We start from the raw sequence: 22,940 nt of genomic DNA, 5'->3' as shown, positions 1-22,940 counted from the left end.
AAACCGGATTAACGAAAATCTTGGCTGTGGTGATGCAAGACGCTGCGGCGGCTCAATAAATCTCCGGCTCGGGCACGCCCTCGGGATGATGCTGAAGGAAATCGAAATCCGCCCCTTCATTGGCCTGCGTGACGTGATCCACAAACAGCTTGGCAAACCCACGATGATAGCGTGGAGGTGCAGGTTTCCACTCGGCCTTGCGTTTGGCCAGCTCCTCATCACTCACATGCAGGTGCAACTTCCGGTTAGGCACATCCAGCTCGATGAGGTCGCCATTTTTCACCAGGGCCAGCGGTCCGCCCACGGCGCTTTCCGGGGCGATGTGTAGGGCGCAGGCACCGTAGCTCGTCCCGCTCATGCGACAGTCGGACAGGCGCACCATGTCGCGGATGCCCTGAAGGATGAGCTTCTTCGGGATAGGCAACTGTCCCCACTCCGGCATGCCTGGGGCACCCACAGGGCCTGCATTGCGCAGGATGAGCACGGTGTCCTTGGTCACATCCAGGTCCAGGTTGTCAATCTGGGCCTTCATGTCCGGGTAGCTGTCAAAAACCAGCGCCGGGCCAGTGTGCTGGCAGAGTTCGGGAGTTGCAGCGGCGTGTTTGATCACTGCTCCATCCGGGCAGAGATTGCCGCGCAAGATGGCGGTGCCACCATCGGGCTGGATCGGATTTCCCGGCGTGCGAATGACGTCAGGCTGGTAGATTTCGCATCCCTCCACGTTCTCACCCAGCGTCTTGCCGGTGATGGTCAAGACATCGGTGTGCAGGAGATCACGCATGCCATTCAGCAAAGCGCGCAGGCCACCTGCCACGTAGAACTCATCCATCAGGTACTTGCCCGCCGGGCGCATGTTCGCCAGCAGGGGGATGCGGCGGCTGATTTCGTCAAATTTCTCCAGGGGCAGCTTGATGCCCAGGCGGCCTGCCATGGCTACCAGGTGAACAATGGCGTTTGTGCTCCCGCCGAGCGCCATGTCCACGGCGATGGCGTTTTCAAAGGAGCGCTCCGTGACGATCTTCGAAGGCTTCAGGTCATTCCAGGCATTCTCCACGATCTGTCGGCCAGCGGCTGCGGCCAAGCGCACATGCGCGGCATCCACGGCTGGCACGGAGGAGGCTCCAGGGATCACCAAGCCCAGAGTTTCCGCCAGGGCCGTCATGGTGGAGGCCGTGCCCATCGTCATGCAGTGGCCTGGGCTGCGGGCGATGCCGTCTTCGATCTCGCACCACTGTTCCCAGCTCAAATTGCCCGCGCGTTTTTCATCCCAGTACTTCCACACATCGCTGCCGGAACCCAGGGTCTCACCGCGCCAGTTGCCCTTGATCATCGGCCCGCAGGGCATGTAGATGACCGGGATGTCCATGCTGAACGCGCCCATGAGCAGACCCGGGGTGGACTTGTCACAGCCGCCCAGCAGCACCGCGCCATCCAGGGGATTGCCACGCAGCACTTCCTCGGCCTCCATGGCCAGCAAGTTGCGATGAAACATCGCCGTCGGCTTCGTCAGCATTTCACCTGCGGACAGCACAGGGATCTCCATCGGGTGCCCGCCCGCCTGCAGAATGCCCCGGCGCACGCCATCCGCCGTCAGCTTCAGGTGCATGTGGCAGGAGTTTTGTTCCGACCACGTGTTGAGGATGCCGATGATCGGCTTGCCCACATAGTCTTCCGCGCCCCAGCCCGACTGCTTCGCCCGCGAGCGATGTCCAAAGGAACGAAGTTCATCGCGGCCGTACCAGCGCCAGGAGCGCAGTTGTTCAGGGGTCTTGCGGGTGGTGGTCATGTGGGTGTGAAAGCCGATGATGGGCAGGACCACGAAAAATGCCAGAATTCAGCGCAGGAAGCCGCACTTTCTTTTCTGTTTTCCATTCTCGTCTCTCGCAAAAGATCAGGTCATTCATCACGTTCACTCCCACCCTTTCCATGAAACCCTTCCTCCTTGGCCTCCTTTCCCTCGCCCTCATCAATCCTGGCTTCGCTCAGGACAAAGACGCGGAGGGTTTTGTCCCGCTCTTCAATGGCAAGGACCTCAGCGGCTGGGACGGTGACCCAAAGCTCTGGAAGGTGGAGGAAGGTCTCATCACGGGCATCTGCACGGGCCCGGACAGCCCGGTGAACAATACCTTCCTTATCTGGCGCGGAGGGCAGGTGAAGGACTTTGAATTGAAGGCCACGGTGCGCGTGATTGGCGACAACAACTCCGGCATCCAGTATCGCAGTCGCCCGCTGCCAGAGGCTGGTGCCTGGGGCATCACGGGTTATCAACTCGACGTCCACCCGGCCCTCGAACACACCGGCATGACCTATGAAGAAAAGGGTCGTGGCATCTTCGGCCTCAATGGCAAAAACGTGCTGCTCGATCCTGAAGGCGCGCGCTGGCTCATAGCCGAGCATGAACCCGTGAAAGTGGATGTCGCTCAGTGGAACGACTACACCATCATTGCCCGTGGCAATCACCTCATCCATCAGGTCAATGGCAAGACCACTTCGGAACTGATTGACCACGATGCCAAAGGCCGTGCCTTGGAGGGCCTGCTGGCCATCCAGCTTCATCGTGGCAATGCCAACACCGTCCAGATCAAAGACCTGCGGCTGAAGGTGCTTGAACAGGCCCCTGTCCTCCCCTTCGATCCCACCACCCTGCCCGCAGGCGCAAAAAAGATCGAGCGCCCCGGCACCAAAAATCCCCAGGGCACCGGCCCGGCAGCGCCTGCTAAGAAGTAAGTCCACGTTTACCAGTCCCATGAAACTCCTTCCCTTTCTCTGCCTCGCCCTGCCATGGCTTGCCTCCGCCGAGGTTCCTTCGGCTCCGCTGGCCCAAAAAGGCGTGTCCATCCTGGCGGATGATTTTGAGCGGACCAATCTCGCGCCTTGGAAGTCGCTCATTCCCACTTTTACGGTCGAAGGTGGCATGCTCAAAGGCTTGCAGACCCGGGCCGATCATGGAGCCGTCGGCCGCTTTTACGCGCCGATGAAGGATGTCATCGTTGAGTTCAGATTTCAGCTCGTCGGCTCCACCGGATTCAATGCAGTGTTTGACGATCAGAAGTTCAAAGGTTCCCACGCGGGCCACATCATCCGCGTGGCCTTTACGCCAAAGCAGCTTCGTCTGGGAGATGATAAAGAAGGCGTGATGCGAAACGACATCTACGCCATGCGCAAGGACCCCGCCCGCAAAGCCGAGGCGGAAAAGCTGCTGGAAGGCCGCAATGCCGCCGGCAAGATCAGCCTCGAACAAAAGACCTGGTACACCGCCACCCTTGAGATCAAAGGCGACGAACTCCGTGTCAGCCTCAATGACAGCCCCATCGCCTATTTAAAATCCTCCGGCATTGCGCACGAAACCAAAAGCAGTTTTCACTTCACCGTCAATGGTCCTGGAGTGCTGTTCGATGACGTGAAGATCTGGCGGGCGAAGTAAGTGAGATGGAGGACTCCCACCCCCAATTCACAAATCCTCAGGCATCAATGGCAAAAGTACGCTCTCTGTGGCGTATCCTTTTTACCCCCCAAACTCTGGCCCTGCCCATGCTTCACCGGATGACCCCTTCCGTTCGCCTTTTCATCTTCACGTCTCTCGCGGCGTCGCTTCACGCGGCTCCGGAGTGGAAATCTGTGCAGCCGATGCTGGCAGAGACTTGCTACGACTGCCACAATGGCAAAAAAACCAAAGGAGGAGTGGACCTGGAGCGCCTGGAAAAGGAGCCTTCCGTGGAGAAGGAATACGCGCTTTGGGAAAAGGTGAAGGACGTCGTGGCTAAAGGAGAAATGCCGCCGGAAGATGAGACTCAACTTTCCGCCGAGGAGAAGAAACAGCTCCTGGCCTGGGCTACCGGGGCCATGGATGCCGTGGCCACTGCGAATGCAGGAGATCCCGGGGCCGTGACGCTCCGCCGCCTGACGAATGCCGAGTATGACTACACGATCCGGGATCTCACGGGTGTGAACTACGGCCTCGCCAAAGAATTCCAGCCCGATGGCGGCGGGGGCGAAGGTTTCGCGAACACGGGTGACACGCTTTTTGTTAATCCGGCCCAGCTCGACAAGTATCTAGCAGCAGCGCGCAAGCTCGCGGATCACGCCACCATCCTGCCGGGCACGGGGGTCACCTTTCACCCGCAGCGGGTGGGCATGCGGGGCAATGCCCAGGTCAAGGGGCAGGCCCAGCAGGCGCTCTACGTCTGGTATCAAAAGATGTCTGGCCCGCATCTGCCCACTTATGATCGTGAACTGCGCGAGGCCGACTACATGCTGGCCTGCTGGAAATGGAAACACAAGGACCTCACCGGAGCCGCCTCGCTGGAGCAACTGGCCCAAGACGCGAAGCTCTCTGTCCCTTTCCTAAACAACTGGTGGACGATGCTGAACGACACCAAAATCCAGTCCCGTTTCCTCGACCTCACGAAGCTACCGTGGCGCAATCTACCCCCGCCAGATGCGGCCAAACCGAAGGAAGTACCCGCCCCCGTGCTCGCCTCTTTGCAGGCCATTCAGGATCAGCGTCGCTCCTGGAACAACCCCCAAAATCCCGATAAACCCGGCACCGGGGTGCAGCGCCGCCAGCAGGATGCGGACGGCCTTCGCACCTACGGGGGCAGCCGTGTGCAGGTCAAAGGGCAGAAGGAATTTCACGTCGTGCTGGGTGATACGGGCGATGGCAATGGAGGCGACTATGTGACCTTCACGGGCCTCAGCATTCGACGTCAGGGCAAGAACCACGAATACGCGGCCTACATGCGCCAGGAGCGGAATTCTTTCCGCAAACAGGTGCAGGACATTGAAGCGGGCAAAGCCACCGTCAAGGAGCTGACGGTGGAGCAACTGAAACAGCGAATCGCCACGGCTGAAAAAGCTCTGTCCCATTTTGGCAAAGACCCTCTGGGTAAAAACGGCATCGGCGAAAATGTCCTCGCGGCCAAGGCTCCGCTGGTCATCACCCTGCCGCTCCCAGAGGGCACCACCGAAGTTTTTGGCTCGGGCCGTCTGGACATGCGCAGCCCGGAGGTGGACCTCTCCACCGTGCAGTGGGATCTCGTTGTCGGCACACCGCCTAACACCAAGGAAATCATTCCCGGCGTGTTGACCGTGTGGAAACGCAACACCGACGCCCATCGCCAAACCATGGCCGACTTTGGCCGCATGAAAACCGTGTTTCCAGACATGATCGAGCGGCGCCTGGAGGAGGTGGCCCGCAACCTCTACAGCGACAAACCAGGCCCCGGCGTCTATTACTTCAGCGATGAGCAGCTCAAGTCCATCATCCCCGAAGTGGAGAAAAAACGCCTGGAACAGATGCGCCTCGACTGGAGCTTCCTAGCCCGTGATACCCTGAAAAAAGAACAGCAGGTCCAGTATGACGAGCTCATGCGCCAGCACCTGCATCGTTTCGCCAGCCAGGCCTGGAGACGCCCTACAACCCAGGCAGAGCGCACCCAGATTTCGAAGCTCTACCAGGACGGCCTAACCAAAGATCTGGATCGCGAATCCGCCGCGCGCGAAGTCGTTACCCTCATCTTGGTTTCGCCTAACTTCCTATATAAAACCGAAGTCGGCACCGTGGCCGGGACGGAAAGTGATGCGGGCACTCCTGCTCGCAAAAACGAGCTGCCCAAAACGCCTACTGTCACCAAAGCATCTCCGAATAAGGCTCCCGAAGGGAGCGTGGGCACTCCTGCCCGCACCGTCGAACTACAGTCCACCAGCGTTCCTCAAAGCACATCCGCTCCTGCCGCTCCTGCACCGACCGAAGTCACTCTCAATGCCTGGGAGCTCGCCTCCCGCCTCAGCTACTTCCTCTGGTCGTCTCAGCCCGACTGGCAACTGCGCAAAGCCGCCACGGATGGCAGCTTGCTGAAGCCTGAAGTGCTTGCCGCTCAGGTAAAGCGCATGCTCAAGGACCCGAAAGCTGAAGCCATGGCCAAGGAATTTGCCGGGCAGTGGCTGGAGTTCAAAGGCTTCGACAAACACGCGGCCGTGGATGACAAAAAGTTCCCTCAGTTCACCCCCGAACTGCGTCGCGACCTCGACCGCGAAACCACCCTGTTTTTCACCAATCTCATCCGTGAAGACCGGCCTGTGCAGGAGATCATCGGGGCCGATTATACCTTCCTCAATGAACGCCTCGCCAAACACTACGGCGTGCCGGATGTCACAGGCGAAGAGTTTAAGAAGGTCAACGTCAAGGCCCAGCACCGCGGCGGTTTGTTAGGCCAGGGCAGCCTGCTTACCAAGACCTCCCGCAGCCACCGCACCAGCCCGGTGCTGCGTGGAAACTGGCTGCTGCAGGCCGTGTTGGGCACCCCCGTGCCCCCCCCGCCGGCGGATGTGCCCGAACTGAAGGAGCATGGCGAAAAACCTGCCACCGTGCGTGAGATGCTGGAACAGCACCGCGCCTCGAAATCCTGCTCCGGCTGCCATGACCGCATTGATCCTCTCGGCTTCGCTTTGGAAGGTTTCGATGCCATCGGGCGTTATCGTGAGAAGGACGAAAGTGGCCTGCCGCTGGACACCTCCGGCCAGGTCAAGGGCGGAGCCAAGTTCGTCGGCTTTGAAGGTCTGCGCGAGTATCTGAAAACCCAGGACGACCAGCTCACCCACCACTTCTCGCGCAAGCTCATCGGCTTTGCCCTCGGTCGCCAAGTGCTGCCCACGGACAAGCTGCTGATGCAGAAGATCAAAACCGACCTCGCTGCCAACGAAGGCCACTTTTCCGCCGCTGTCTTAGCCGTGGTGCAGAGCCGCCAGTTCACGCACAAGCGGCTCTGAGGCTGTCTTCAGATGGTGATACGTCGGTTCCGGGCGGTGATCGGCCAGCGCTGGGTGGCCGTGCTGCCTTCAATGATCACCGCCTCGCCATGCATGGAGACCGTGGGGCAGACATGGCGGGGGATGCCATGCAGGGCCTGGCCGATCTGGAATTCGTGCGCGCGGGATGTTTGCAGCACTAGGTGCTCCTCGCTCTGCATCACCACCTCGGCCTCCGGCAGTTCCTCGAAGCGAACCCGCGGATGCGGATTCTCCGGCGCGACAGACTTGTGTCCCAGGTCCAGCGTCAGGCGGTCCGTACCCGGCTTGCTGATCACCCGGGCCAGCAGGACCGCAGCGGGCAGAAAGGGAAGGTCCGGGTGTTTGTCCCCGTAGCCAAAGTCCCACAGCACCGTGGTGCCCGGGGAGAGAGTGCGATCCTGCAACGGCGCATGGATGCCGAAGGTGGGGGATCCGCCTGCCACCAGCTCGGCCACAGGCACGCCCTCCCCTTCCAGCCTTTTGCGAAACTCCAGCACCGGGGCATAGGCGGCCTCGCAGCGGGTGCGGCGGGTCTCCAGGTCCGCATCGTGAATGTGACCATCATAGGCATGCAGGCCCCGGAACAGCAGCTTGGGAGTGTCCTTGATGACATGGACAAGGAAAGCGGCCGCCTCCCCAGGCAGGATACCGGTGCGGCCCATGCCGCAGTCCAGTTCCAGGTAAACCCCCAGCATCACCGAATGCCGCTGCGCGGCGGAAGCCAGGGTGCGGATGGTGGCCTCGTCATCAGCGATGGCGGAAAACTTGGTCTCGGGAAACTTCTGGGCCAGCAGGGCCAGGCGATGCCCGTTCGGCCCCACGCATGGCATGGCCAGCAGCACGTCCTGCCCGCCCCCGGCGGCGCACATTTCCGCTTCGGCGATGGTGGAGGCCTTGAACTTGGTGATGCCCAGCTTCACCTGGCGCTGGATCAGCGGCTGCAACTTGTGAGTCTTCACATGCGGCCGCAGGCGCTCCGGCCCGCCGGCGATCTCGACCATGAGCTGGAGGTTATACTCGATGCGCTCGCGATAAAGAAGCAGGGCGGGAGACGCGATTTCGTCCTCGTTTTCGATGTGGTACCAGGCGGGAGAGAGGGTCATGCAGGGTCTTTCTTTCTACGCGAGAGCAGGGACAGTCTTCAACTTTCATTGAACGTAGGTGCCGGAAAGGCCACTTTCTGGTTCGTTCGTGACAAGTTGACATCTTCTGCGCCTTTTCCTTGGCGGTCCCCGACTCTGCCGCTACTGTCTGCGTCCCCCCACTCATGGTCCGACTCATCACCCAGCAAGGTCAGCTCTTCGATTGGCAGGACGAGAAGGTACGTCCCTTCCCGGACAACCTCGTGTACCTGGATCTCCTGAATCCCTCCCGCGCCGAGGAACTGGAGGCTGAAAGCTGGCTGGAGCATGGCCTGCCCACCCGCGAGGAGATGCAGGAGATCGAGGAATCCAGCCGGTTGTACTCCGAGCATGGTGCCCTCTACATGACGGCCTGGATCCCCGTGGGGCTGGACACCCCGGATCCCGATACCACGGCCATCACCTTCGTGCTGGCACCGGACTGCCTCACCACCGTCCGCTACGCGGATCCCATGGCCTTCCGCCTCATCGTGGAGCAGGTGCGCAGGCAGTGTTCCTGCCCGATGAGCAGCGATGCCGTTTTCCTGACCCTGTGCGAGCTCATCGTGGCCCGCATTGCCGATGCCCTGCAGACCGTGGAGTCGGATTTGAAAAAGATCGGACGGGAGGTCTTCAGCCTGGACCCTAACAAGGCCAATGCCGCCGTGGAAAAAGACCTGGGCGATGTCGTCCGCACCCTGGGCCGCCGCAGCGCCCTGGTGGCCAACCTGCGCGAAAGCCTCGTCAGCGTGAACCGCATGCTGCAGTTCTTTTTAAACAATGCCGCGACCTGGATGCGCAGTGACCTGGCTGCCCAGTTCCGCAGCGTGATGCGCGACGTGAAGTCCCTGGATGACTACACCAACCAGCAGCAGCAGGAAATGACCTTCCTGCTGGAGTCCACCCTGGGCCTCATCAACATCCAGCAGAACCAGATCATCAAGATCTTCACCATCGCCAGCGTGCTGTTCATGCCGCCGACGCTCATCGCCAGCCTGTATGGCATGAACTTCGAGCACATGCCGGAGCTAAAGCTGCCCTGGGCCTATCCTGCCGTCATCTGCCTGTTGGTCATTTCCGCCCTGCTGCCCATCTGGTTCTTCCGGCGCAAAAAGCTTCTCTGATTTTCCATCGCTCTGGTTCACCCAGGGGACCAGCGCCCGGGGTTGGCGGATACCAGGCAGGCCGCCGAAATTGGACTTTCGATGTGACTCGCCGTCACCCCACGTCCAGTCTGGTGGCGCAAACCCATCCCGATACCATGAACCATCCCCTGGTCTCCTACCCCCAGAATCCTGATACCCCGACTTCGCACCTGCCCTTCAGCCCCAGCGTGGTCGTGGGCGACCTGATCTTCGTTTCAGGCCAGGCTTCCGTGGATGAAACCGGCAAAATCGTGGGAGACAGCTTCGAAGGTGAATTCCGCCGCTCCGTGGAAAACCTGCGCAAGGTCCTGGAGGCTGCCGGCAGCGATCTGGCCCATGTGGTGCAGACCCGCAACTACGTGCGCGATGCGGAGGATGTGGCCACGTTTAACCAACTGTATCGCGAATACTTCAGCGCCCCCTTCCCTGCCCGCACCACGATCACGAATTGCCTGCCGCCTTCACTGCGCTATGAGATCGAGGCCGTGGCGGTGAAGATATCTGAACCAGAATAACGGTTCTCAGAAACGATATGGATAAAAATCCATAGAGAGTCATCGCAGCCAGCCCATGCTGTCCATCCATTCGGCACAACGGGCTGGCCAGGCGTTGATAGGCTGTTTGTTATCCCTCATGCCGAAGCCGTGTCCGCCAGCGGAAAAGAGGTGCAGTTCGGCCGAGCGTTTCTGCTTTTTGTACTCCAGGTACAGCAGGGTGGCGGCGACGGGATTGTTGCCATCATCGCTGGCGCAGGCGAGGAACATCGGCGGCGCATCGGCCGGGACGGCGAACGCAGGATTCAGCTTGAAGGGATCGGCAGGATCCAGGAAACCGCCGCCATAAATCATGATGCCAAAATCCGGGCGTTGGGCAGCCACATTGGCATCCCGGTCACAGGCCAGATGCGCCAACAGATTGCCTCCCGCACTGAAACCGAGCAGCCCCACGCGCTTCGGGTTCAGCTTCCACTCGGCGGCATGCTGGCGAATGATCTCCAGGGCCTTTTGCGCGTCCTGCACCGGCTTCTCATGCGGAGCGGTTTCATCCCGTGTCGGTGTGCGATAGGTGAGCAGGATACCCGTGACACCCAGGGTGTTCAGCCATTCGCAGACCTGCGTGCCCTCATGCACGGCGGAAAGGAAGGCAAACGCCCCGCCAGGAGCCACAATGACACTCGTTCCATTCGGCTTCTCTGGTCGGTAAACCGTGATCGTGGGCGAGGTGACATTCGTCACCGTGCTCTTGCCCGCCCGTTTCTGAATGAACTCCGCCGTGGCGGCGGAAGGGGCCTTCATCTCTCCCGGCGGTCCTTCAGGCCACAGAGGCAGGGTCAGCGGCTCGGCCGCAGAGAGGCTGAGCGTCAATAGGGGAAGGAAAATCCATTTCATGGAAGAGCATGAACGCTCCATCCCCATGCTTCCATGCTAGTTTTGTGGCCTACTTTGCGGTGTAGCCGCCATCCACCGGCAGATTCACGCCCGTGATGTAGCGGGAGGCCTCGCTGAGCAGAAAGACCACGGAACCGCCGAGGTCATCGTCATCGGCCATGCGGTTGAGCATCGTGTGCTCGCTGTAGCGCTGCACAAAAAGCTCCGGCTGATTGTTGAAAAAGCCGCCAGGGGCCAGGCAGTTCACCCGCACATTTTTCGGCCCATAGAGCGCGGCATAAAAGCGCGTAAGATTCAGCATGCCGCCTTTGTGGAAGAAGTAGTCCGGCGGCAGGTCGCCCATGCTGGTGCCTGCATAGAGCTCATAGCTGGGGCCAATCATGCCCTGGATGCTGCCGATGTTGACGATGCTGCCCCGCCCCGCCTCGGCCATGGCCGTGCCAAAGTGGCGGTGCATCAGCATCAGGCCCGTGGCATTCACCCGCATGGAGTCCTCCCACTGTGCCACACTGCCGAGGGTGCCTTTCATCGGGCGCAGCACGGAGTTGTTCACCAGGCCGTGCAGCGGGCCAAACCGGGCCTCAATGCGAGCGCGCAAATCCAGGATGGAGGCTTCGTCCCCTTGATCAAAGGCTTCGGCATGGACCCGGTGACCCAGGGCCGTTTCGGCAGCCGCCACGGCCTGAAGGTTCTCCGCGCTGCGGGAGGCGATGATGAGGGTGGCCCCAGCCTCGGCCAGAGCCGCGGCCAGCCCCCGGCCAAAGAGCCCGGCAGCACCAGTGAGCAGGACGGTCTTGTCCTTGAGGGAGAAGGAAGGGAGCATGATCGTTATTTGTTGGCGTAAACGGAATCGGCGGTGCCCTGACCGGCAGCGCCGTGGAAATCAGTGACCATTTTACGCATGGCATTGCCCAGTTCGATCACGTCCGCCCCGAGGGTGAAGATGCGGGTGCCTTCGGCGATGACCTCTTCCTTTTGGCCAAAGAGGGATGCCACGGCGACATGCTTGCCATGTTTCAGGGCCGCCGCAGCCACCCGCTTGCGCGCGGCGACGACGTCCGGATGCGTGGCCTGGCCGAGCAACCCCACCCGATGGCTGTAGTCCCCTGCCCCAAACAGCAGGGCATCGTAACCGGGCACAGCGGCGATTTCCTCGACCTGTTCGAGGGCCTCTGGAGATTCGATCTGAAGAATAACCAACTTTTCGGTATTGCAGTGGTGCACATACTCAGCCAGCGACACCTGACAAAAGAGGCCGTCCATGTTGCCGCCGTCGAGCGCCTTGCTGCCAATCGGGCGGCAGCGCACCATGTCCACCACCTGCCGGGCCTCCTCCGCGCTGGTGATGTGCGGGACCATGATGCCAGTGGCATCGCACTCGAAGGGTTTCACATACTCGCTGTAACCGCCCTTGTTCACCCGCACGATGGTGTCCATGTCATAGAGCTTGGCCGCACGGATCTGATGCTCCAGGTTCAGCCAGTCATTGGGCACATGCTCATTGCACAGCCACACGGCGGAGGCCCCGGCGAGACCGGCGAGTTCGATGATGCGCGGGTCAATCAGGTTGAGCTTGAGGACCGTCGAGGACTGGCCGGCGCGAAGTTCGCGAAGGATTCGGGAGGGGCGTAATTTCATTGGGGAAAGGGTCTGAAAAGGCGGCGGTGCTGACCACGCAGGGTGTCAAAAAAGACAAACGCAGCATACGCCACCGACTACCGAAGAATTATCGGGCAAAGCGGAGGGCGTAAAGATCTGCATCCTTCATGACGATGCGCAGCCGCACGGGCTTGCCTATCAGGCTACTGACACCCGGGCCTTTTTTCCAGGCGACTGCGGCCTCGAACTCATCTCCATAGAGTTCCGGCATGTCGGCCAGGGCAAAACCGGGCAGGGCCTGGCCCTCCGCATCCTGGATCTCCACCTGCACGCTGCCAGTGCCGGAGGTAGCATAGTTCAGCAGCAGCTTTTCACCGTTGAAGGTCAGCGGGGGTGTCACAAACTCACCTCCGCGTGCATCGGCATGAACGGAGGCAAACCCCTGCTTGCGAAGGCTGAGGCGGCGGATGCGGTGGTCCGGGTAACGATAGTGCTCACTGGCATAGAGGGACCATTCCCCAGGGCCCGTTTCGATGATGCCGGAGGCCACCATGTTGTTGCGGTCCGTCCAGTTTAGCGGGTCAGGCCCAGGACGCAGCCAGGCCTCGAGAAAGCTGCGGTCCCAGTTCAGGCCATCGCGGCTCGTCATAAAGACCGTGTCTGAAACGCCAGGGAACTTGTGTTCAGCCACCTTTTTGCGGGCAGGCGTGTAGCGTTTGGGAAAGGCGAGGTAGAGGTGCGGAGCGGTGGGACAGGGAATGGTGGCCGAGGTGTAAAAATGCTCCCTCGGCACCTCCGCAGCATACTGGTTCAGGCTGGCCTCCCCCCAGGCGAGAAAGTCGGTGGAGGGGCTGCTCTGAATGTCGCGGATCTTGTTGGTAAAAATGCGCGTGTAGCTGGTGTAGCGATTTTTCGGTGCATCCCAAAAGGCGATGTTCTGCGAGTCAAAGGCCCCTTTGGTCATCACCGTCTCCGGCCGCATTTTGTTCCAGTGCAGGCCATCCGCCGAGGCGAAGGCATAAAGGCCGCCCGGGGTTTCACCCGTCATCCAATTCTTTCCAGGCTGCTTAACGCCGCCGAGGGCTTTGTAACGTTCGGCGGGTTTGGTGGCGGGATTCGTATCCAGAAAGGCGGCGAAATTGTGCGACTCCACTCCACGCCAGATGACGTTGTTGGCCTTGGTGCCGCCCGCTTCGATGAGGCCCAGCTTAGGCCGGGTGAAGTGGATGCCGTCCTCGCTTTCCACCACGCAGGTCACCTGGTCTTCTGAATGATCGGAGCCCCCAGCAGAACCCCGGTAATAAAGACGCACCTTCTTGCCATCCTGGATGGCCGAAAAGTAGCCGCAAGTGGGCCCTTCCCAGGGCTGGTCCGTCACCAGCACCACTTCCCGGCGCACGGGCTCATGCAGCTTCAGGGCCACCCCGCTGCGGCTGGCGATGAGCTGGGAATCCACAAACAGCTCCCAGCGGGAACCGATGTCGAGCGGCTTGACGGGCTCTGCCGCAGAGAGCAGTGCCGTGGAAAGCAAAAGGGCGGAGGTGAGCAGCAGTTTCATAAGGGCGTCTGAAACAAACGTCCTTTGCGGGCCAAAAAATAACCGCTTCTTCTGGTCTCACATCGAGACCAGAAGCCTCCCTTCAATCCGCTGACCCGGCCTCACTGCTTCAGCAACTGCACAGCATCCGCGCCGACAATGCCATCCGTTCCCTCGTTGCCGATGGTGATGACCGCAGGCTTGACCGCGCTAAACTCAAAGCTGCCGAGGCTGATGAAAAGCTTGTCCACCGGCGGCACTTTCTTCTGGTTCACCTTCACCGTGCTGCTGCCGCCCGCGTGATCAATCGTCACGGGCACATTGCTGGCCCGATTGGGCGCATGGGCATAAGAAACACGGACTTCATAGCGCCCGGTGGCCGGCAGGCTGAGCGTGTAAACCACCTTCTTGGCTCCCTTTTCCAGGTTCTCATCGTGGCGGCTGGAGCCATCCACTGGGCTGCCATAGGTGCTGCCCTGCCAGTGGCCCACACGCTCGGCATCCTGATCGTCCATGACAGTGCCAGGCAGCTTGGAAGAGCGCGCCATGGTGGCGAGCTCGGCCAGTTCCAACACGGCCTTCTGGGCCAGCAGCTTGGCCTGTAGAGCTTTTACGTCAATGGCCTGCACGGAGGTCTGGCCTTGGATGGCCATGACGGCGGCGAGCCCGCTGGCCTGGCCCAGCGCCATGTAAACAGGCTCCATGCGCAGGGAGCAGTAGGCGATGTGGCTGGCGGAAAGGCAGACTGGGACGAGGAGGTTTTCACACTCCGCCCGCTTTGGCGTGAGGCTGCGGTAGGCGATCTGATAAGGCAGGGCGGGTGCATCCGGAAAGCTGCCTTCATCCCGCACCGTGCCATCTTTTGCCAGGATGCGCTGCACAATGTGGCAGTCGATGACGAAGGAACCCATGCCCACCGTATCTTCCTTGAAGATGTCGTTTTGCAGGTCCTTCTGCACCATGACGTATTCGCCAATCATGCGGCGGCCTTCGCGCACGTAGAGGGCATAGGGCCAGCATTGGTTGTCGGCAAACTCGTCTTTGCACAGGCCCCAGGAGTTGCACTGGTCACGCAGGCTTTGCGGCACACGCTCATCATGGCCGAGGAACCAGAGCATGCCCTGGATGAAGTCCACATGATCCTGCCAGATCTGGGCTCGGGTCGCCGCATCCCCATCCGGATAGGCCGTGTTAGCCCCGGGATAGTCCGTGGAGAAAAAGCCCTGGGCATTTAGGTCATACTTGCCATTGGCCACTGCACCGAGGTGGAAGAGGCGGCCAAAGCGCACCCCCGGAAAGGCCTGGATGAGACGCAGCAACAGCTCGTATTTGGCGGGGTCATAAGTGGCAGGTTTGGGGAACGGCACCTTGATATCGGGCCGCTGGGTGACGCAGATGCGAAAGTTGTAGGACTGCGTTCGGTTGTCCGCGCTGCCAGGTTCCAGCTTCGGCGCTTCATAGACGCCAAAAATGGGCTTGCCCGCCTTGTCCAAGCCGGAGATGGCAATCGGCGTACCATGAATGTAGCTGGGGCCAGTACCACCGATGTTGGGACAGTCGCTTTCCATGACCTCGACCGTGCGCGGGCGGATGGGCATGGGGTAATAGCCGGCCAGCGCCTCGCCATACTGGGCCCGGCTTTCACGACCCACGATGTAGCTCACCTTGGCAGCGGCCATGAGGTCTCCCTCATAGGTTGCATCCACAAACATCCGTCCCTCATAAACCGTTCCGTCATTCGTGGTTAGGCCAGTGATGCGGGCCCCTTCCTTGCTCACCGACTTCAGCGTCTGCCCGGTCACCACCTTCACGCCGGCTTCCTGGAGCATCGCCTGAAAGGCGGCGAGGTTGGTCTTTGGTTCGGCATACCACATGGGGGTATCGGGATTCAGGGCGGCAGCACGGCCGAAGAACTCACGCGGAAATCCGCCGATGGTCTGCTCCCGCCCAACATCGGTGCGGCAGAGACCGCCTGTGACCAGGCCGCCGATCCACTTTGTGGGTTCGATGATGACCACGGAGACCCCTTCCCTGGCGGCGGTGATGCCCGCACTGAGGCCGGCCGGTGTGCCGCCATAAATGACGAGGTCCGTCTTGGCGGTCGCGATGACCGGCAGGACGAGAAGCAAAGGAAGAAGCAACGTGCGCATGGGGATAGAATAGCCGAAGGAAACGGCTGGCGTCTTGTGAGTGAGCGCCATCTTTTGTTAAATCCCTGCCATGAGCCGTCCGCGCCTCCAAGCCGAGTTCTTCGCCCGCATGTCCGATCCGCAGATCCTGAGGACGATGTTTGACCACCTGCCAGGCGTTTTCTTTTTCGTCAAAGATGCGCAAGGCCGGATGATCACAGCCAACGCAGCTAAGCTGGAGCGCCTAGGGCTGAAGCAAGAAAAGGACATTGTGGGAGCGACGGACGATGCCTTTTTCCCTCCCGATGTGGCACTGGCCTTTCGCAAGGACGACCAGGAAATCATCCGCACAGGCAGGGCTGTGGTGAACCGACTGGAGTTGTGGCTGGATGAACAACGCGCACTGAACTGGTTCATGACCACCAAGCTGCCCATTCAGGGCAAAGAGGGAGACATCATTGGCATCATGGGCATGAGCCGGCGCTGCGAAGAAAAAGGTGCCCAGCATGCCGTGCGCGAAGTGGCTGCTGCCGTAGCCTACATTCAGGCGCACCTGCACGAAAGCCTCACCGCCGCCGATCTGGCCCAGGCCACCGGTTTGTCCGAACGGCACCTGCACCGCAAGCTGCGCGAGTGCCTGGGCACCACGCCGCATGAGCTCATTCTCAGGCTGCGCATCCAGGCCGCTGCCGAAGCCTTGACCCAAACGGGCACTTCCATTGCCGACATCGCCCTCGACCACGGTTTCTGTGACCAAAGCGCCTTTACCCAGCAGTTCCGCAAACGCACTGGCATGACGCCGCGACAATTTCGCCAGCAACATGCGGAAAAGTAGCCTCCGCCGACCTCTCCAAAAAAACAGGGTGCAGATGGAAGAATATCCACCTGCACCCTGGGGGGATTTAAAGAGTTTTAAAGGCCCACAGAAGCACCCACGTTGGCCTTCACACGGGTGTCGGAACGTTGGTGATGATGCGAGTGTTTGGCCTTGCCGCGATTGACGCTAGCACCGCCGCCTGCATTCACATGAGTGCTACAGCTAGGAACGACGAGGGCCAGTATGGCCGCGAGAGTCAGATAAACGATGGATTTCATAAGGGGAGATCAGGAGTTGAGGTTGTTTTCGAGCGTTAACGGAAGAGGCCCACATCGGCCCTCACGCGGGTGTCCAGCGTGCTGCGATGACGGCTGTCGTAGCGGTCATACCGCACATTGCGGTCGTAGTCGCGGTAGCCCGGGCGGTAGCGGGAGCTGCTGCGATAGGAAACCGGACGGTTGTGAGAATAGCGGCTGCTGCCGTAGTAGGGGCCGTGATTGTGGCGTGGGCCGCTGCGATAAACGTGCCCTGGATGAGTGGCCACATAGCCCCTTTCTTCGACGTAAGTGGTGCAACTGGACAGTCCGAGGGCTGCCACGGCCAGGCAGAGGATTTGGAAAGTGCGTTTCATAAGGGTGGGACGGTTGATTTTGAGATCTTGCCGTCACGTGGACGGCCTTATCCCCTCACCTAGCGAAAGCCGTGCCCCGCCTGATCACATCAACCTATTCTATTGATAATGAACTCTTTATAAGATTATTCCCTTCGCTAAAACATCTCGGCCGACATGCCCTTTGCACCAAGAAAAAGGTCTGACCGGGGATTTTTGCACGATGGAGCGTCCTCTCTCAGAAAAGCCCTCCACCTTCAACTCCACGCAGCCAGAATGCCCGATGCCTTGTGCAGCGTCTCCTCCCACTCTTTCTCAGGGATGCTGTCCGCCACAATGCCTGAACCGGCATGAAAGCGGATCTCGTCGCCTGTTTGCACCGCCGTGCGGATGACGATGTTCCACTGGCTTTCACCCTCAAAACCAAAATAACCCACGGCCCCGGTATAGGGGCCCCGTGGATGCGGCTCCAGTTCCGCAATGATCTCGGCAGCGCGTTTTTTCGGTGCGCCTGTGATGCTACCGCCGGGGAAACAGGCCCGGAAAGCGGCCGCATGGCTGATGCCAGGACGCAAGGTGCCCGTGACGGTGGAAACAAGATGGTAAACCTGCGCAAAACTTTCCACCCGCCAGAGATCCGGCACCTTCACGCTGCCAAACTCGCAGACCTGCCCCAGGTCATTGCGTTCCAGATCGGTAATCATCAGCAGCTCCGCCCGCTCTTTGTCACAGGCCAGGAGTTCCCTAGCTGAAGCAGCATCTTTTTCGGGATCCGCCGGAAACCGTGGGCGGGTGCCCTTGATCGGATGGGTGGCGATGGTGCGGCCGGAGAGCTTGAGAAAAAGCTCGGGCGAGGCCGAAAGCAGCGTAGTCCCCCCCAAATGGAGGCAGGCAGCATGAGGGGCGGGAGAAATGCGGCGCAGACGCTCGTAATACGGGAAAAATGGCGTCCCCGATGGCCAATCAGCCCGCCAGGGCTGGGAAAGATTTACCTGATAAATGTCCCCCGCACTGATGTACTCCTGCGCTTGCCGGACCTGGGTCAGAAAATCGCACCGGGAAACGAGAGGGGTAAAAGGCAGCTTCGGCAGATCGCTAGGGGCCATTTCTGACCGAAATGGGCCTTTGGAAGCCCATTTTTGGCAAAAATCGCCAGATTCGAACCATTCATCCCGGGCGTGGTCATACAGCAGCGCATGCGGATAAACGCCCAGAACGAACTGCCCATCATACCCCACCCAGCCGAACAGCCCGCCCCCACACCCGGCAGCCGTTCCATCCTGAAGGGCTTTTTCCACCTGGGACCAATCCTGGGCCATATTTCCTTGCAGCAAGGTTTCCGGCCACGCGGTGAGCAGGGAAACCGAGCCTGGAATCGTGACCGCACTGTCCAGCCAGACAAAACCCGGAGCCTGGGCCAGTTGGCTGCCAATTTCGACAGGCGAACCCAAAGGAGTGGCAACTCGTGTCCACGATCTTCCTTTTTCGGGCTGAGAATCGGCGGAAAGGGGCTGGAGCATTGACACTTCGGAGCGCGGAACTTACCATACGAATTTCCTGCGGCAATCGGCATGGCTCAAGCCCCTTCCATTCTCAACGCTGACCGGGGCCGTGCCAGTGCGACGGCCCTTGGTGTTCTCTGCCTGCTTGCTGCGGTGCAGGTTTTGCTCGTCTCCAAAGTTGTTTGGGACAGTTCCCGACGGCCCGCACCCGTGGCCAAAGCGCCCCACCCATCCCGTGCGAATCCTTTAGAAGCGCCTGCCGCCCCAGTGAAACCCACGGTGAGCTTCAGCCCGCCTCCCGTGGGCCAGATCGCCCAGGCTGCCCCTCCGGCAGCATCGTCGCCCACCCCGACTGCGACTGAGTTTGCCCCTCCGGCCATTGGTTCCTTTGCCCCGCCTACGGGCAGCCCCCCCGTGCCAGCCGCCCCCCGGCCCGCACCGCAGGTGCCCACCGCGGCTCCTGGTGTAGCAGTAGCGCCCGCCGCACCGCCTCCTTCGGCCAACCCACCTGCGCCGAGTGGCGCTTTGGCCAATCTGCCTCCTCCAGGGCAAGCTCCCACCGCGAAAAAAGCCCCGGCAGACCCTGCCGCCACCATGTCCCTCGAAGAAATGATCGAGTTGGCCAAACAAGTGCGTGGGCTGGGTGACATGCAAGGAGCCCTGGAAGTGCTGAGACGCGCAGATCTTCAATATCCCGCCCGCCCAGAGGTGATGGCGGAGACGGCCCAATGTTATGAAACCATGGGACTGACCGACAAGGCCGCCAATCTCTGGAGACAACTGGAATCCATGGACCCAGCCCGCGCCGCCGGCTTTCGCGATCTGGCCAAACGCAGGCTCAATGCCCCTGCAGCCGCCCCGGCCAGCTCGGCAGGCACGGCTTTCTCTGCCCTGACGGGTGGGGACGGCGGCAAAATGCTGTCTCTGGGTGCCTGCCAGACCATGCGCGACACCGCCACCCTCAATGGTGAGAAGGTGGTGCTGCGCATCCCCATTCTCCGCCAGGGAAACACCAATGTGGACCCCAGCCAGGTGGACATTGACGTGTATTTCTTTGACCGAGTGAACGGCGAAAAAATCGCCCAGACCATCGCCGATGAACCCGTCTCCGCCTGGGCCGCTGCGCCTGTGGACTGGAGCGGCATCGGTGAAGAACCCCTTGATGTAACCTATTTCCTGCCGGCACTCACACCGGGAGAAATCGCCGCCCACGGCCGCCGTTCTTACCACGGCTACGTCGTCCGGCTGTATTACCAGCACAAGCTCCAGGACGTGGCCGCCGAACCGCGCGACCTCCTGGACTTCGGCTCACGCGCGCCCCAGTCCGTTCCGGGCGGCGTGAACCCGCTGCTCCCGCCGTTGACGAACTGACGGCCCCGCCCCCCCGATACGATGACGATCCTTTTTCTCGATGCCAACGCCGATACACGCGGCCCCCGAACTGAAGCCCTCCGACAACAACCTGACTGGACCATCCACAGTGTGGCCGGTGTCACGGAGGCCCGCACTTGGCTGGGCCGTGCCGCCGCCCTGGACCTGCTGATCACGGAGGCCATCCCCTCCGCCAGTGGCGACACTGGATTCAACCTCCGGGACGCCGCACTCGCTCGCTTCCCCCTGGCCAAGGTGCTGTTCACCACCCGTTATGACCTGACCGGCTTTGAGTCCCAAATCGCCGGCTGGCCAGTGCTGCTGGATGCGCCCTACACGGGCGAAAAGCTGCGGGTCAAAGCCCAGGCCGCCCTCGCCGCGCCTCCACCGCCCTGCTGTGTGGAACTGCCACCCTTCCTGGCTCCCGGCACTATCCTGGGCAATTACCAGGTGCAGGATCGGTTGACCCAGGAGACCGAATCTGAAACCTACCGCGCCATTCAGGTCACCGTACAGCGCCCGGTCGCCCTCGTGCTTCTTCGCCCTGATTTGCTGAGCCAACCGGAGGCGATCCAGGGCTTCAAGGAACGCGAGCGCCTCAAGGCCTCCATTTCCCACCCCCGCATCGCTCCTCTCTATGAGGCGGGTTCGGTCAATGGGCTCATTTTCTACACCCGTGAGCTGCCGCGCGGGCGCAACCTCGAGGAAATAGAGGCCGCCGGGGAACACCTGTCCGAGCGGAAAATCGCAGAGCTTCTCTTCGGTGTGGCCGAGGCCATGCAATACGCCGTCGAACGCGGCAACCATCATCGCCGCCTGAATGCGCGGGACATCTACCTGGATGCGGAAAACCAGGCCAGCATCGTGAACATCTTCCGCCCCGCAGGCAGTCGCCCCCGGGTGGCCGTGGAAGAAGTGGCCGCCCTGCTGGACCTTGTGCAACCGCTGGCCAGCGAAGGCAAGGCCAGGGGCCTGCTCGCCACTTTGGGAGAGACCGGCCATGACTGGAACGGTCTTTTGGAAGCTCTGGACGATGTGCGCGATGCCATGCGGGAACGCAGCATCATGCGCCGGATTGAGGCTGAAGAAGGAGCCTCCGCCAGCAAGCGCCCCACGCCTTGGTGGGCCTGGGCGGTGGCAGCAGCGGCCCTCGCTGCCGTTTTTGGCCTGGGCAACCTGGTCGGCACAGCTACCCCGGCGACCACCCCCCTGCTGAAGGAGGAAATGATCACCATCCCCGCCGGGAGTTTTGTTTATCAGAAAAAGGAGCCGCGCAACCTGCCTGCCTACAACATCAGCAAGCACGAAGTCACCATCGGCCAATATGGCGAGTTTCTCAAAGCCCTCGAAGACAGCCCTTCGACCGCTTTTGACCACCCCGACCAGCCGAAGACCAAAACGAGCCACACCCCGGCGAAGTGGATGGAAACCTATGCCGCAGCCAAAGCCGGAGCCACCTTCAACGGCCAACCGATGAGCCTGAACACCCCTGTGACCCAGGTGGACTGGTGGGATGCATATGCCTATGCCAAGTGGAAGGGCCAGCGCCTGCCCACCGAAGAAGAATGGGAAAAAGCCGCGCGCGGCGACAAAGGCCAGCTCTTCCCCTGGGGCAACAAGGCCGATAAAGCCGCCGCCAACCTGGGCGATGACTACGACAGCAACGGCAAGGGCGGCAGCAAAGATGGCTACAACCTCTGGGCACCGGCCGACCGCAAATCCACCGATGTCAGCCCCTACGGCGTCTGCGATATGGCAGGCAACGTCTCCGAGTGGACCGCTAGCGAGCGCAGCGGCGAGCTGTGGCCTTCCCACCCGGACTACCCCGACCTGCGTGTGCCCGTCGTCCGTGGCGGCCACTTTGCCCTGAAAGGCAGCAACGACCTTCTCACCACCCGCTTTTTTGCCGAATCCGCCTCCGAATCCACCCTGGCTCGCGGCTTCCGCACCGCCAGTGACGTGGCCCAAACCCCGAAAAAGTGACGGGACGGGCTCTCTAGGAAGGCTTTGTGCGCATTTTAGAGTTTTCTGTTCCCCCGTTTTCCGCTTTCAATCAGTCATGCGCTATCTCACCCCCCTCATTTTCTTCACCCTGGCGCTTGCCGCCCAGGCACAGTTTCAGGTCGGCCTGACGCTGCCACGCACCAATTATCTGGCCTTGGAGGCCATTCCCGCCTCGGTGACCATCACCAACCGATCTGGAGCGGATGTCGTTCTCGGCGGTCCAGGCCGGGCCGTGTGGCTCTCCTTTGAAATGACCGATACCACGGGCCGCCCGCTGGCCCCCATTGAGGTCTCCGGCGTGGAACTTGTGCAGATTCCGGCAGGCGGCACCATTCAGAAAAAAGTCACTGTCACCGATGCCTACTCCCCCACCGACATTGGTAACTATGGCCTGACCGCCCGTGTGGCGCATGTGCCTTCCGGGCAGTTTTACGCGAGCACCCGTGTGCGCTTCAATATCACCGACAACAAACCGATGTGGGAGCAATCCTTTGGGGTGCCTGAAGGCTACAAAGGGGCCGGGCAGGCACGCCGCTATGCTGTCATCCTGTTTACGGACCTGGACACCACCTCGCTCTACGTCCGCCTGGTTGATGACAAGACCAACATGCGCATGCAGACCTATCGGTTAGGCCCCATCAGCATGGCGCATGATCCCCAGATCACCCTGGACCGGGAGAACAAGCTGCATGCCTTGTTTCTGGCGCAGCCGCATATCTATGCCCACTGCATTGTGGCACCGGACGGTTCCTTGAAAAAACGTTCCTACTACCTTGAAAAGAATGGCGACCGCCCTCAGATGGCCCTGAATTCTAAAGGCGATACGGAGATTCGTGGCGGTGAGTATTTCGACCCGAACAAACCCGCAGAACCGACCAAGGGCACAGGCGGACGCAAGGTGTCTGAAAAACCTCCCGGCCTGGAGTAA

19 protein-coding genes are annotated in these 22,940 nt (G+C 60.9%); 9 read left to right on the top strand and 10 right to left on the bottom strand.

Annotated elements, in window-relative coordinates:
- Nucleotides 1-52: 52 nt before the first annotated feature.
- Nucleotides 53-1,786: an L-arabinonate dehydratase gene (araD, locus tag ABEB25_RS21420; RefSeq protein ID WP_345738534.1), complete on the bottom strand. Its 1,734-nt coding sequence runs from the start codon at nucleotides 1,784-1,786 to the stop codon at nucleotides 53-55.
- A 140-nt stretch (nucleotides 1,787-1,926) separates the two neighbouring features.
- Between araD and ABEB25_RS21415 the strand changes: the two genes are divergently transcribed.
- The 3 genes from ABEB25_RS21415 to ABEB25_RS21405 are packed head-to-tail and all read left to right on the top strand — an operon-like array spanning nucleotide 1,927 to nucleotide 6,768.
- Nucleotides 1,927-2,727, top strand: coding sequence for a 3-keto-disaccharide hydrolase (locus ABEB25_RS21415; protein WP_345738488.1), 801 nt, complete (start codon nucleotides 1,927-1,929; stop codon nucleotides 2,725-2,727).
- Between the two features lie 19 nt (nucleotides 2,728-2,746).
- Nucleotides 2,747-3,424: a hypothetical protein gene (locus tag ABEB25_RS21410; RefSeq protein WP_345738487.1), complete on the top strand. Its 678-nt coding sequence runs from the start codon at nucleotides 2,747-2,749 to the stop codon at nucleotides 3,422-3,424.
- Between the two features lie 47 nt (nucleotides 3,425-3,471).
- On the top strand, nucleotides 3,472-6,768 hold the full coding sequence (locus tag ABEB25_RS21405) for a DUF1592 domain-containing protein (RefSeq protein WP_345738486.1): 3,297 nt from the start codon (nucleotides 3,472-3,474) through the stop codon (nucleotides 6,766-6,768).
- 8 nt (nucleotides 6,769-6,776) lie between these two features.
- On the opposite strand, the gene ABEB25_RS21400 is transcribed toward ABEB25_RS21405, so the two are convergent.
- Nucleotides 6,777-7,892, bottom strand: a complete 1,116-nt coding sequence (locus tag ABEB25_RS21400) for a D-TA family PLP-dependent enzyme (RefSeq protein WP_345738485.1) — start codon at nucleotides 7,890-7,892, stop codon at nucleotides 6,777-6,779.
- Between the two features lie 164 nt (nucleotides 7,893-8,056).
- Between ABEB25_RS21400 and ABEB25_RS21395 the strand changes: the two genes are divergently transcribed.
- Together ABEB25_RS21395 and ABEB25_RS21390 are read left to right on the top strand one after the other, a co-directional pair.
- Nucleotides 8,057-9,034: a magnesium transporter CorA family protein gene (locus ABEB25_RS21395; protein WP_345738484.1), complete on the top strand. Its 978-nt coding sequence runs from the start codon at nucleotides 8,057-8,059 to the stop codon at nucleotides 9,032-9,034.
- Nucleotides 9,035-9,171: 137 nt separating this feature from the next.
- The gene (locus ABEB25_RS21390; RefSeq protein WP_345738483.1) at nucleotides 9,172-9,570 is read left to right on the top strand and encodes a RidA family protein; all 399 of its coding nucleotides are present in this window, start codon (nucleotides 9,172-9,174) and stop codon (nucleotides 9,568-9,570) included.
- Between the two features lie 39 nt (nucleotides 9,571-9,609).
- Here ABEB25_RS21390 and ABEB25_RS21385 read toward each other — a convergent pair whose 3' ends face one another.
- The 5 genes from ABEB25_RS21385 to ABEB25_RS21365 all read right to left on the bottom strand — a co-directional run bounded on the left by ABEB25_RS21385 (nucleotide 9,610) and on the right by ABEB25_RS21365 (nucleotide 15,729).
- Nucleotides 9,610-10,443 (bottom strand): alpha/beta hydrolase, encoded by an 834-nt coding sequence (locus ABEB25_RS21385; protein ID WP_345738482.1) that lies wholly within the window; start codon nucleotides 10,441-10,443, stop codon nucleotides 9,610-9,612.
- Nucleotides 10,444-10,492: 49 nt separating this feature from the next.
- On the bottom strand, nucleotides 10,493-11,266 hold the full coding sequence (locus ABEB25_RS21380) for an SDR family oxidoreductase (RefSeq protein WP_345738481.1): 774 nt from the start codon (nucleotides 11,264-11,266) through the stop codon (nucleotides 10,493-10,495).
- Nucleotides 11,267-11,271: 5 nt separating this feature from the next.
- Entirely contained in the window at nucleotides 11,272-12,081 is an 810-nt protein-coding gene (locus tag ABEB25_RS21375; RefSeq protein WP_345738480.1) for an HpcH/HpaI aldolase family protein, read from the bottom strand.
- Nucleotides 12,082-12,169: 88 nt separating this feature from the next.
- A complete protein-coding gene (locus ABEB25_RS21370; RefSeq protein WP_345738479.1) occupies nucleotides 12,170-13,600 on the bottom strand; it encodes a hypothetical protein in 1,431 nt (476 codons plus the stop codon).
- Nucleotides 13,601-13,701: 101 nt separating this feature from the next.
- Nucleotides 13,702-15,729, bottom strand: a complete 2,028-nt coding sequence (locus ABEB25_RS21365; protein ID WP_345738478.1) for an FAD-dependent oxidoreductase — start codon at nucleotides 15,727-15,729, stop codon at nucleotides 13,702-13,704.
- Between the two features lie 70 nt (nucleotides 15,730-15,799).
- On the opposite strand from ABEB25_RS21365, the gene ABEB25_RS21360 reads away from it, so the two are divergent.
- Nucleotides 15,800-16,543 (top strand): AraC family transcriptional regulator, encoded by a 744-nt coding sequence (locus ABEB25_RS21360; protein WP_345738477.1) that lies wholly within the window; start codon nucleotides 15,800-15,802, stop codon nucleotides 16,541-16,543.
- 77 nt (nucleotides 16,544-16,620) lie between these two features.
- Here the strand turns inward: ABEB25_RS21360 and ABEB25_RS21355 are convergent, their stop codons facing one another.
- The 3 genes from ABEB25_RS21355 to ABEB25_RS21345 all read right to left on the bottom strand — a co-directional run bounded on the left by ABEB25_RS21355 (nucleotide 16,621) and on the right by ABEB25_RS21345 (nucleotide 18,655).
- Nucleotides 16,621-16,803 carry a hypothetical protein gene (locus ABEB25_RS21355; RefSeq protein WP_345738476.1) on the bottom strand — a complete coding sequence of 61 codons (183 nt, stop codon included), beginning with the start codon at nucleotides 16,801-16,803 and terminating at the stop codon, nucleotides 16,621-16,623.
- 35 nt (nucleotides 16,804-16,838) lie between these two features.
- Nucleotides 16,839-17,156, bottom strand: coding sequence for a hypothetical protein (locus ABEB25_RS21350; protein ID WP_345738475.1), 318 nt, complete (start codon nucleotides 17,154-17,156; stop codon nucleotides 16,839-16,841).
- A 236-nt stretch (nucleotides 17,157-17,392) separates the two neighbouring features.
- Nucleotides 17,393-18,655 carry an anthranilate synthase component I family protein gene (locus ABEB25_RS21345; RefSeq protein ID WP_345738474.1) on the bottom strand — a complete coding sequence of 421 codons (1,263 nt, stop codon included), beginning with the start codon at nucleotides 18,653-18,655 and terminating at the stop codon, nucleotides 17,393-17,395.
- 51 nt (nucleotides 18,656-18,706) lie between these two features.
- Here ABEB25_RS21345 and ABEB25_RS21340 point away from each other — a divergent pair, with 51 nt between their 5' ends.
- The 3 genes from ABEB25_RS21340 to ABEB25_RS21330 all read left to right on the top strand — a co-directional run bounded on the left by ABEB25_RS21340 (nucleotide 18,707) and on the right by ABEB25_RS21330 (nucleotide 22,940).
- The gene (locus tag ABEB25_RS21340) at nucleotides 18,707-20,008 is read left to right on the top strand and encodes a tetratricopeptide repeat protein (RefSeq protein ID WP_345738473.1); all 1,302 of its coding nucleotides are present in this window, start codon (nucleotides 18,707-18,709) and stop codon (nucleotides 20,006-20,008) included.
- Nucleotides 20,009-20,029: 21 nt separating this feature from the next.
- The gene (locus ABEB25_RS21335; RefSeq protein ID WP_345738472.1) at nucleotides 20,030-21,991 is read left to right on the top strand and encodes an SUMF1/EgtB/PvdO family nonheme iron enzyme; all 1,962 of its coding nucleotides are present in this window, start codon (nucleotides 20,030-20,032) and stop codon (nucleotides 21,989-21,991) included.
- A 76-nt stretch (nucleotides 21,992-22,067) separates the two neighbouring features.
- On the top strand, nucleotides 22,068-22,940 hold the full coding sequence (locus tag ABEB25_RS21330; RefSeq protein ID WP_345738471.1) for a hypothetical protein: 873 nt from the start codon (nucleotides 22,068-22,070) through the stop codon (nucleotides 22,938-22,940).

This window comes from Prosthecobacter algae (assembly GCF_039542385.1).
Taxonomy (GTDB): Bacteria; Verrucomicrobiota; Verrucomicrobiia; order Verrucomicrobiales; family Verrucomicrobiaceae; genus Prosthecobacter; species Prosthecobacter algae.
The sequence above is the reverse complement of the archived record's forward strand: the minus strand, read 5'-3'. Positions and strand labels throughout refer to the sequence as shown.

Coding starts and splice junctions, on each gene's coding strand:
- ABEB25_RS21335 (WP_345738472.1), top strand. CDS start 20,030: ATGACGATCCTTTTTCTCGATGCCAACGCCGATACACGCGGCCCCCGA.
- ABEB25_RS21385 (WP_345738482.1), bottom strand. CDS start 10,443: ATGAAATGGATTTTCCTTCCCCTATTGACGCTCAGCCTCTCTGCGGCC.
- ABEB25_RS21380 (WP_345738481.1), bottom strand. CDS start 11,266: ATGCTCCCTTCCTTCTCCCTCAAGGACAAGACCGTCCTGCTCACTGGT.
- ABEB25_RS21370 (WP_345738479.1), bottom strand. CDS start 13,600: ATGAAACTGCTGCTCACCTCCGCCCTTTTGCTTTCCACGGCACTGCTC.
- ABEB25_RS21345 (WP_345738474.1), bottom strand. CDS start 18,655: ATGCTCCAGCCCCTTTCCGCCGATTCTCAGCCCGAAAAAGGAAGATCG.
- ABEB25_RS21360 (WP_345738477.1), top strand. CDS start 15,800: ATGAGCCGTCCGCGCCTCCAAGCCGAGTTCTTCGCCCGCATGTCCGAT.
- ABEB25_RS21390 (WP_345738483.1), top strand. CDS start 9,172: ATGAACCATCCCCTGGTCTCCTACCCCCAGAATCCTGATACCCCGACT.
- ABEB25_RS21350 (WP_345738475.1), bottom strand. CDS start 17,156: ATGAAACGCACTTTCCAAATCCTCTGCCTGGCCGTGGCAGCCCTCGGA.
- ABEB25_RS21375 (WP_345738480.1), bottom strand. CDS start 12,081: ATGAAATTACGCCCCTCCCGAATCCTTCGCGAACTTCGCGCCGGCCAG.
- ABEB25_RS21395 (WP_345738484.1), top strand. CDS start 8,057: ATGGTCCGACTCATCACCCAGCAAGGTCAGCTCTTCGATTGGCAGGAC.
- ABEB25_RS21365 (WP_345738478.1), bottom strand. CDS start 15,729: ATGCGCACGTTGCTTCTTCCTTTGCTTCTCGTCCTGCCGGTCATCGCG.
- ABEB25_RS21330 (WP_345738471.1), top strand. CDS start 22,068: ATGCGCTATCTCACCCCCCTCATTTTCTTCACCCTGGCGCTTGCCGCC.
- ABEB25_RS21355 (WP_345738476.1), bottom strand. CDS start 16,803: ATGAAATCCATCGTTTATCTGACTCTCGCGGCCATACTGGCCCTCGTC.
- ABEB25_RS21400 (WP_345738485.1), bottom strand. CDS start 7,892: ATGACCCTCTCTCCCGCCTGGTACCACATCGAAAACGAGGACGAAATC.
- ABEB25_RS21405 (WP_345738486.1), top strand. CDS start 3,472: ATGGCAAAAGTACGCTCTCTGTGGCGTATCCTTTTTACCCCCCAAACT.
- ABEB25_RS21340 (WP_345738473.1), top strand. CDS start 18,707: ATGGCTCAAGCCCCTTCCATTCTCAACGCTGACCGGGGCCGTGCCAGT.
- araD (WP_345738534.1), bottom strand. CDS start 1,786: ATGACCACCACCCGCAAGACCCCTGAACAACTGCGCTCCTGGCGCTGG.
- ABEB25_RS21410 (WP_345738487.1), top strand. CDS start 2,747: ATGAAACTCCTTCCCTTTCTCTGCCTCGCCCTGCCATGGCTTGCCTCC.
- ABEB25_RS21415 (WP_345738488.1), top strand. CDS start 1,927: ATGAAACCCTTCCTCCTTGGCCTCCTTTCCCTCGCCCTCATCAATCCT.